Origin of the sequence: Hymenobacter profundi, from assembly GCF_019334315.1 — a bacterium.
In the GTDB taxonomy this organism is placed as follows: domain Bacteria; phylum Bacteroidota; class Bacteroidia; order Cytophagales; family Hymenobacteraceae; genus Hymenobacter; species Hymenobacter profundi.
Genome location: NZ_JAHWGL010000159.1, coordinates 1 through 6,450, shown reverse-complemented (window position 1 = coordinate 6,450; position 6,450 = coordinate 1). Strand labels below are relative to the sequence as shown.

General features: G+C 58.6%; 7 protein-coding genes and 1 tRNA gene. 4 read left to right on the top strand and 4 right to left on the bottom strand.

Annotated features, from left to right (window positions below; all coding sequences use genetic code 11):
* Positions 1 to 55: 55 nt before the first annotated feature.
* Positions 56 to 499, bottom strand: coding sequence for a hypothetical protein (locus tag KYK14_RS21140; protein ID WP_219161664.1), 444 nt, complete (start codon positions 497 to 499; stop codon positions 56 to 58).
* 112 nt (positions 500 to 611) lie between these two features.
* Between KYK14_RS21140 and KYK14_RS21135 the strand changes: the two genes are divergently transcribed.
* Positions 612 to 1,205, top strand: a complete 594-nt coding sequence (locus KYK14_RS21135) for a pentapeptide repeat-containing protein (protein WP_219161663.1) — start codon at positions 612 to 614, stop codon at positions 1,203 to 1,205.
* A gap of 7 nt (positions 1,206 to 1,212) precedes the next feature.
* Here KYK14_RS21135 and KYK14_RS21130 read toward each other — a convergent pair whose 3' ends face one another.
* The 3 genes from KYK14_RS21130 to KYK14_RS21120 all read right to left on the bottom strand — a co-directional run bounded on the left by KYK14_RS21130 (position 1,213) and on the right by KYK14_RS21120 (position 3,681).
* Positions 1,213 to 1,485 (bottom strand): hypothetical protein, encoded by a 273-nt coding sequence (locus KYK14_RS21130; RefSeq protein WP_185281614.1) that lies wholly within the window; start codon positions 1,483 to 1,485, stop codon positions 1,213 to 1,215.
* A 140-nt stretch (positions 1,486 to 1,625) separates the two neighbouring features.
* Positions 1,626 to 1,698 (bottom strand) — tRNA-Met (locus KYK14_RS21125).
* A gap of 120 nt (positions 1,699 to 1,818) precedes the next feature.
* Positions 1,819 to 3,681 (bottom strand): BamA/TamA family outer membrane protein, encoded by a 1,863-nt coding sequence (locus tag KYK14_RS21120; protein ID WP_219161662.1) that lies wholly within the window; start codon positions 3,679 to 3,681, stop codon positions 1,819 to 1,821.
* A 234-nt stretch (positions 3,682 to 3,915) separates the two neighbouring features.
* Between KYK14_RS21120 and hemW the strand changes: the two genes are divergently transcribed.
* From hemW to KYK14_RS21105, 3 genes are all read left to right on the top strand, one after another.
* On the top strand, positions 3,916 to 5,046 hold the full coding sequence (gene hemW, locus KYK14_RS21115) for a radical SAM family heme chaperone HemW (RefSeq protein WP_219161661.1): 1,131 nt from the start codon (positions 3,916 to 3,918) through the stop codon (positions 5,044 to 5,046).
* A 58-nt stretch (positions 5,047 to 5,104) separates the two neighbouring features.
* A complete protein-coding gene (locus KYK14_RS21110; RefSeq protein WP_185281617.1) occupies positions 5,105 to 5,602 on the top strand; it encodes a hypothetical protein in 498 nt (165 codons plus the stop codon).
* 137 nt (positions 5,603 to 5,739) lie between these two features.
* Positions 5,740 to 6,399 carry an alpha/beta fold hydrolase gene (locus KYK14_RS21105; RefSeq protein WP_219161660.1) on the top strand — a complete coding sequence of 220 codons (660 nt, stop codon included), beginning with the start codon at positions 5,740 to 5,742 and terminating at the stop codon, positions 6,397 to 6,399.
* Positions 6,400 to 6,450 lie beyond the last annotated feature (51 nt).

Genomic DNA, 6,450 nt, shown 5'->3' with positions numbered 1-6,450 from the left:
TTCATGCGTGAGAAGGTCCTTCGCAAGCTCAGGATGACAAATAAAAAAACAACCTCTACTTCGCGCGCATATCCAGCGTGCTGAGCAGGTCTTTCACTGCTTGGTTCAACTTTGGGTTGCTGCGTAGGCGGTTGTTTAGCTGAGGGTCGGTTTCGAGGGTGCCGAAGTAGGTAGCAAAGCTGGAGTTTTGCAGCCGTGCCCGCACGCCAGCCTTTTCGCGCGAGCTAAGCCCAGCCATCCACTGCGCATAGGTAGGGCGCAACTGCTGCGCCTGCTGACGCAGTGGAGCGCCTTCCTTCTGCAAAATGGCAATGGCCTCGGCATCGTTGGTCGCCGATAAAGCCCGTTGGACTACGGCCATCATATCAGCTCCCAGTCGATTGAATTTCGTTTCGGCTGGGTTTTGCTGATAATGCTCAACGGCAGTAGGTCCGGCTGTTGTTGGGGCTTCGGGCACGGCTACCAGCAGCGCCAACGTAAGCAGAGGGAAATAGGTCATGGGCGGGAGAGAAGAGGGGAAGGAGCTGAACCGTGGTTCTTTAACACAAACGAAATATAGCGGCAAACGGATGCTGTAGCCCATGCTCTGCTAATTTTGTTTCTTCGCAGGTATGAAGAAGCCCTCGCCTCCAAAGCGCCCTACCATCTACCTACCCGAAAACACTTTTGAACGCTGGACAGCCGATCAGCTCAAGGTAGAGACCGAATGGGAGCAGTGCTTATTTGTTGATTGCAACTTCACGGAAGCAGATTTGCGCCATAAGCGCTTCATCGACTGCCGCTTCGAGCGGTGCAACCTTTCGCTGGCCACCCTCACCAGTGCGGGCCTGCAAGGCGTGCAGTTTGCGGAGTGCAAGCTCACGGGCGTACAATTCGCAGCCTGCCAGGATATGCTGTTTAGCGTCGATTTCGACAAATGCCAGCTGCACTACGCCAGCTTCGCGGGCAAGAAGCTGCGGGGCACCTCCTTTCGGCACTGCTCCTGCACCGAAGCCGACTTCACCCAGGCTGACCTCAGCAACGCTTCATTTGCGCACGCTACCCTCGGCCGAGCAATTTTTCACTACACGCAGCTCAGCGGCGCCGATTTCACCACTGCCACCGATTTCACCATCGACCCGGAGAATAATCCGTTGCGCAGTGCCCGTTTCACAGTAGCCGGACTTGTAGGTCTGGTTGGCAAATATGATTTGGTGATAGAGTAGGCCGTCTTTAGTTCAGCCACACCTCTGCTACCACAGCAAAACGTTGCGGCCCGAAGGCATTATAGTAGGGCGCTTCGCCTTCGAAATTCAGCACGTGCACCAGCTCCATGCCTTCCAGGCGGCTGGGCACCACGCGGATAGGGTACAGCGTGCCCTCCTCGGGCCAGTCGCCGCGGTGGTTGAGGGGACGGTCGGAGGCATCGGTGCAATACGCATAGTGCACGACCGGCAGGTGCCGGGTGGCCGCGGCCATATCCAGGTTAGCTACTTCGTGTGACATAAGCATGGGGATAAGATGCCTGTAAAAACCCTATTCCTTCCGAATAGTTTCCTGCCGTGTTGGGCAGGCCTGCGGGCAAGTAACGGAAATAAAGAAAAAGGCCAAACGATTCTTGTGAATCATTTGGCCTTTTCTCGAGGTAGCGGGGACTGGACTCGAACCAGTGACCTTTGGGTTATGAGCCCAACGAGCTACCAACTGCTCCACCCCGCACTGTTTGGTGATGCAAATGTAGGAATTTTATCGATAAAGCACACTTTACAGTTACAAAAACCTGTAATTAATTACTTAATACCTGATTATCAAATCGTTATTTTTTAAACTAACCCATTATCAAAATCGGCTCGTGATGCCGAAGTGAATCTTGGAGGCATTCAGGGAAAAGGACTGCTCGCGGGTGCGCCCCACGGAATACACGAACTGAAACAGGCCGGCGCCGGTGCGGAAGCTCAGGCCGGCACCCAGCCCCGTGGGGGCATCTTGTCGGAAATCGTTGGTGAGGTCGCGGCGGATGTAGGCCTGGTCCACGAACAGGAATACGTAGGCCTCGTTGCCCGTGAACTGCCGGAACTCGGCGGTACCCACGGCATATTGACTAGCGTAGAAGTTGAACTCGTTGAAGCCCCGCAGGGTAGCCAAACCGCCTACCCGGTATAGGTCGTTTAGGAATAGGCGCTGGTTGAACAGCGCCTCGCCGTGCACCCGCGTGAGCAGCACGCCTTGTGAGCCCACGCGGTAGTAGCGCTCGGCGCGGCCGCTCATCCCTAACTGCGTGGAGCGCAGAGCCAGCCCCGCGTACAGCTCCTCGTTCAGTTCGGGGTTGCGGCTGATGCGCTTGTTGCCCACGTTGCCTTGCACAGCCACCAGCACGCCCCGGCGCGGAAACAGCAGATCATCAAGCGAGTTCCAGGTGTAGCTGAGGCCGTAATTGGTGTATTCGGAGTCGATGTTGTCGGGGAGGGTAGTGCGCGTGTCCAGCAGCGTATCGAGCAGGCGGGAGCTGCGCAGCTCCGTAAAAACGGTGAGGCGCCCGGCCCGCGGCGTGGGGTAGGTAACCTGGAGGCGCGGCCGGATGGTCAGGAAGGCGTCGTTTTGCCGGTATAGGTTGAACGTACCGGCCACTTCCAGCGGCGTACCGAAGAAATTGGGGTGTACGTACTGCGCATCCAGCTGCTGGGAAGCCGCGTCTACCTTGCGCCATTGCAACCCCAGTTGCTTACCGCCGCCTTTGATGTTGCGCAGGTTGATGGTGACGTCGCCGGTGAGCTGCACGCGGTTTTGGGTGGCCGTGGGGTTGGGATTGGGCAGCACGCCCACAATGGCATCGAACTGGTTGGCCGAGCGGTCGGCCAGCAGCAGATACACCCGCGCCCTACCCCTGGCAAAGCGTACCTCGGGCTCGGCCTTCACTTGCAAGTAGGGCAGCTGGCGCAACAGCTGGGCGGCCGCCTCCACCCGTTGCTGACTGAAAGGCTGATTGGGAAAGATTTGCAGGTACTTGATTAGGAAGTTGCGCCGCGTTTTGGTCGCGCCAATCACTTCCAGCGAATCAAAGACGATAACTGGGCCACGGTCCAGCACCACCCGGCCGTCCACTTCGTTGCCCCGCAGCTCCACCGAATCGAGGCGTACGGTGGCGAAGGGGTAGCCCTGGTTTTCGGCCTCGGCCAGAATACGCTCCTGCAAGCGGGTCCACTCCCCGGGCACGAAGGGGCGGCCCGTGAAAAACCGCTCCCGGTAGCCAGCGCGCGTCAGCAGGGCGTCTCCGAGGTTGCCGTTGCGCAGGCGTGCCCACCGGAACTGTTCGCCTACGTATAAATCGGCCACCAGCGTGTCGCGCGACCAGTGCAGCTGGTCGGCGGAGGCCATGAGGTAGGCATTAGCTTGCAGGGCCAGCACCACCTCGCGCACGGTGCGCAGGGCCGTGAGCGAATCGGGCGCGGTGGAACGGTAGCGGTAGCGGCGCAACACGGCCTGGTCGGCGGCATCGGCCGTGCGCAGGCGCACAAACCGAGGAATTTTGCGCGGCATGCGGCGCTTAGCAGTGGAGTCGGGCGCAGTTGCCTTGGGCGGCAGCGGGGGCGTTTGTAAGCCTGGCTGGTTGGGTAGGGTAGGCGTCACCTGCGCCCATACCGAGGTTGCCTGGCTGCTCAGCAGCCAGCCCACTAGGCAGAACACAAGGACACGAACGTACATTTGCAGGCTGATAACGTCGGCGCAACGCGCTTCTTTTCAAAAAGTCAGCCTAAAGTTACCTTTCCATTGTTGGTTGTGTTGTAAGTGAACAACGTCATTTCGGACAGCGGGAGAAATCTCGCCTGCCACGCTAACTCAACCATTAGGAAATTACTGGAAGCACGCGAGGTTTCTCTTCTCTGCTTGATGCGCAGAATGGTCGAAATGACGTTCTTCTGCTCCAATTACTAACACATGTCCGGCCTTTACCTTCATATTCCTTTCTGCAAACAGGCCTGCCACTATTGCGACTTCCATTTCAGCACCTCTATGGCGCTGAAAAGCCGGTTTGTGGAGGCCTTGACGCGGGAAATCCAGTTGCGCGCCGCCTACCTTGGCCCCACCCCTACCCTCCAGACCATCTACCTGGGCGGGGGCACGCCGTCGTTGCTGACGGCCACTGAGTTGGACACGATTTTCGCGGCCATTTACCAGCAGTTTGCGGTAGCGCCCGACGCCGAAATCACGCTGGAAGCCAACCCCGACGACCTCACGCCTACCAAACTGCGAGAGTTGGCAGCCTCACCCGTCAACCGCCTGAGCATTGGGTTGCAGAGCTTCCACGAGCCGCACTTGCGCCTAATGAACCGTGCCCATTCGGCCCAGGAGTCTGGCCAGGCGGTGCGGGCGGCACAGGACGCGGGTTTCGAGAATATTTCGGTGGATCTGATTTACGGAGTGCCTGCCCCTACCCACGCCTTGTGGGAGCAGGACATGGCCGCGGCCTTTGCGCTGGGAGTGCCGCACCTGTCGTGCTACGCCCTTACCATCGAGCCGGGTACCGTGTTTGGGCATCGCCTGAAAAAAGGCACCATGCAGGCACCGCCCGATGAGTTTGTGGCGCAGCAATTTGAACTGCTCCTCACTGAAATGGCCCGGCACGGTTATCAGCAGTACGAAATCAGCAACTTCTGCCAGCCCGGCCGCGAGTCGCGCCACAACTCGGCCTACTGGCGCGGCGTGCCCTACCTGGGGCTAGGACCCAGCGCGCACTCCTTCGACGGCCACACCCGGCAGTACACCGTGGCCAACAACGCCCGCTACGTAACGGCGGTGCTGGAGCACGACGAGGTACCGGCTACCGTGGAAAACCTCTCCGCCCAGGACCGCGCCAACGAGTACCTGATGACTAGCCTGCGCACCGCCCGCGGCTGCGACCTGGCGCACCTGCGCGACGCGCTCGGCGTGGACCTACCCGCGCAGCAAGGCGCCTACCTCCGGCAGTTGCAAGCCGACGGTTGGGCCACGCTGCACCACGATGTGCTAGTCCTTACTGACCAAGGTAAGCTGCTGGCCGATCATATCACGCTGGCGCTGTTTCAGTAGCGTTGCGGCGCTCATCTATTTTCGGTGAATTCGAGAAATTCGGCGTAAATCTGTAGTAATGGAACGCTTGATAGATGCTTTGGCGGACAACGCCGATTTCTTTGTGGAGCAGGTACAGATTACGGCCATCGTGTTCGACAACACGAATGACGTAACGGTATGGGCTACCACGTTTTTCGACAACACTCTGTATTTCTTTCATTTGGGCTTGCAGTTTCAGTCGCTGGATCTGCTGCTGCGCTTGGCCGGCGACCGGACCGAGGCTCTACAGGAACAGGTAGCCGAAGCCCTGGCCACCGTAACGGAGTGGCCCTGCCTGCTCGAATACAATACCTCCGAAGCGCCCCCCGTGCCCCTACCTGGCGTAGCGCTCAAACTGGCCTGCACCTACCCCGCCGATGGTCCGGACGACGAGGAAGAAGAAATTTCATTTGTGCAGCTACCCTCGGATGTTGATGAGTCGGAAGAGTTTGAGGAAGAAGAAGAGGATTTTGACGACGAGCGCCCCCACAACATCTTCTACCTCGAAGGCATCTTCCTGCGCCTGGAGCCCTAACTACGGATTAGCGCAGCTTGTGACAGATTACACGGATTTTGTGGCCAATTCCGCCAAACAACCACTACCTAATTCTCCCACAAAATCTGTGTAATCCGATGAATCCGAGCGAATCTGTGGTTCAGACATCATCTGCGATGAAGGTATACCTGCTACCGGGGCTGGGCGCCGATGAGCGCATTTTCCGCCACTTGCAGCCGCGCTTGCACGCCGAAACCCAGGTGTTACAGTGGCTTACGCCCGAGCCGCACGAAACCCTACCCCACTACGTAGCCCGCATGGCCGAGCGGGTGGCGGCAGATGAGCCATGCCTGCTGGTGGGGGTATCGTTCGGCGGCGTAGTGGCCCTAGAAATGTGCCGGCTGCGGCCCCTGGCCCGTCCCGTACTCATCAGCAGCATTCCGGATGCCGACTGCCTGCCGCCGCTCCTACGCATTATCCGCAATACGGGCGTGTATAAGTTGGTGCCGCCGCAATTGTTGAAGCTGCTACCCCGCGTGGGGCAGTGGTATTTCGATATCAGCAACGGCGAAGCTTACCAGCTGTTCCGCGAGATTCTGCGCGATATGGAACCTGTGTATACTCGTTGGGCTATCGACCGGCTATTGCACTGGGACAGCACCGATATCGGCCAGGGCTTGCAAATCCTGGGCACCCGCGACCGGGTATTCCCGCCCGGTCCCTCCTCCGTTGATTACCTCATTCCCGGCGGCGGCCACTTCATGGTGCTTACGCACGCCGAGGAAATCAGCGTGATTTTGAATGGGCTGCTGAAGTCAGAAGGCCGCTTGTCGTAAAAATTGCCTGTCATTCTCTAGTTGTCATCCTGAGCTTGCGAAGGACCTTAT

Coding starts and splice junctions, on each gene's coding strand:
- KYK14_RS21140 (WP_219161664.1), bottom strand. CDS start 499: ATGACCTATTTCCCTCTGCTTACGTTGGCGCTGCTGGTAGCCGTGCCC.
- KYK14_RS21135 (WP_219161663.1), top strand. CDS start 612: ATGAAGAAGCCCTCGCCTCCAAAGCGCCCTACCATCTACCTACCCGAA.
- KYK14_RS21130 (WP_185281614.1), bottom strand. CDS start 1,485: ATGTCACACGAAGTAGCTAACCTGGATATGGCCGCGGCCACCCGGCAC.
- KYK14_RS21120 (WP_219161662.1), bottom strand. CDS start 3,681: ATGTACGTTCGTGTCCTTGTGTTCTGCCTAGTGGGCTGGCTGCTGAGC.
- hemW (WP_219161661.1), top strand. CDS start 3,916: ATGTCCGGCCTTTACCTTCATATTCCTTTCTGCAAACAGGCCTGCCAC.
- KYK14_RS21110 (WP_185281617.1), top strand. CDS start 5,105: ATGGAACGCTTGATAGATGCTTTGGCGGACAACGCCGATTTCTTTGTG.
- KYK14_RS21105 (WP_219161660.1), top strand. CDS start 5,740: ATGAAGGTATACCTGCTACCGGGGCTGGGCGCCGATGAGCGCATTTTC.